Annotated in this window: 2 protein-coding genes; both read right to left on the bottom strand. The window is 68.9% G+C overall.

The window, feature by feature from the left end; translation table 11 throughout:
- Positions 1–944 (bottom strand): NAD(P)H-quinone oxidoreductase (locus ACIPIA_RS15580; RefSeq protein ID WP_400510869.1); only part of this gene is annotated, 944 nt, incomplete at its 3' end.
- Between the two features lie 23 nt (positions 945–967).
- Positions 968–1,761: ABC transporter substrate-binding protein (locus tag ACIPIA_RS15575; RefSeq protein WP_400510867.1), on the bottom strand; the 794-nt coding region annotated here is incomplete at its 5' end.

The following is a 1,761-nucleotide window of genomic DNA, read 5'->3' as shown; positions in this document are numbered from 1 at the left end:
CCGCTCTCCATGTAGCGATGCGCGGCCTCGGCCTCCGCGAGCGGGAAACTGCGGTCGACCACGGGTCGAACGGTACCGCTGGCGAGGTGGGGCCAGAGATCGCGGAGGACCCCGGCGACGATGCGCGCCTTGGCCTTCGCCGGCCGGTCGCGCAGCGACGTCGTGAACAGGGAGGCGCGCTTGCGCATCATGGCTCCAAGCGCGACCGTCGCCTCGCGCCCGCCCTGCAGGCCGATCATCGCGATACGCCCGTCGAAGGCGAGTGCCGCGACGTTCCGGGACAGATAGGCCGCGCCCATATTGTCGAGGATGACGTCGACGCCCCGCCCCGCGGTCTCGGCCTCGACGACGGCGACGAAATCCTCGTCGGCATAGGAGATCGCGCGATCGGCGCCGAAATCGCGGCAGCGCTGCAGCTTCTCCGGACTGCCGGCCGTGGCGAAGACCCGGGCTCCGATAGCCTTGGCCGCCTGGATGGCGAAGGAGCCGATGCCGCCGGCCCCGCCATGGACGAGCAGGCTCTCGCCCGGCTTCAGTGCGCCGAGATCGAAGACGTTCGACCAGACGGTGCAGGCCGCCTCCGGCACGGCTGCCGCGGCCAGCGGGTCCAGCCCCCGGGGCACCGGCAGCAGCTGCGCTGCCGGAACGACGACGAACTCGGCATAGGCTCCTTCCGAAACCAGGGCGCAGGCCTCGTCGCCGATGCTCCAGCCGGTGATCCCCGCTCCGATCTCGGCGACGATGCCGGAACATTCGTAGCCGATGATCCGCGGCAGGCTCTGCTCGATGCCATAGGTGCCGCGTCGCTGCAGCAGGTCGGCATAGTTCAGCGCCGCCGCGCGGGCCCGCAGCACGATCTCGCCGGGCCGCGCTCGCGGAACCGGCGCTTCCGCCCAGGCGAACGCTTCCGGCCCGCCGAAGCGCGGCAGCATGACGGCCTTCATCAGCCGTTCCTCCCGGACAGGCATCACTGCCCGGCGTCGACCGTCGGCTCGGGCAGGCTCTGCCGCTCGAGGCCGAATTTCTTCAGGGCCTGCTGATAGGCGCCGTTCTTCATGACCGTCGCGGTCGCCTTGGCGACGGCATCGCGCAGATCGGTGTTCTTCTTGTCGAAGGCAAAGCCGAAGAGCGTCTTGTTCAGCGGCTCGCCGACGAAGGCATAGGTGTTCGGCTCGTCCGCCATCAGATAGGCGACGTATTCGGGGCCGAGCACGGCAGCGTCGAGGCGGCCCTGCTTGAGCTCGAGCCGCGTCGCGGTCGCGCCGGCCGTGCCATTGACGGTGATCGCGGGCTTGCCGGCACCGGCGCAGTTCTTCTCGCTCCAGGCGGCCGTTACCGGCATGTAGCTCGTGGTGCGCGGTGCGCCCACCGTCCTGCCGCAGAGATCGGCGTTGCTCTTCAGCTCGCCGGCCTTGGTCTGAAGCGCGAAGGGCTGGGCTCCCGTGGCGAGATAGTCGACGAAGGTGAGCTTCTCGCGCCGGGACGGGAGATCGCTGATCGCGGTGCCGATCATGTCGATACGACCGGTCGTCAGCGAGGACATGAGCTGCTCGAAGCTCATCTCCTCCCACTTGACCGGGACGCCGAGCTCCCTGGCGATCGCATTGACGAGTTCGACATTGAAGCCGGCTCGCTCGTTCGTCTTCGGATCCTTGTACGCCATGGGCGGATAGGTGGTCTCGATGCCGACCACGATCTGCCCGGCGGACTTGAGTGACGCCGGGAGCGTACCGGCCTGCTGTGCGGCTGCCGGCAGAGTGA

The sequence above is a fragment of the Allobosea sp. CER48 genome (assembly GCF_044752385.1).
Classification (GTDB): domain Bacteria; phylum Pseudomonadota; class Alphaproteobacteria; order Rhizobiales; family Beijerinckiaceae; genus Allobosea.
The sequence above is the reverse complement of the archived record's forward strand: the minus strand, read 5'-3'. Positions and strand labels throughout refer to the sequence as shown.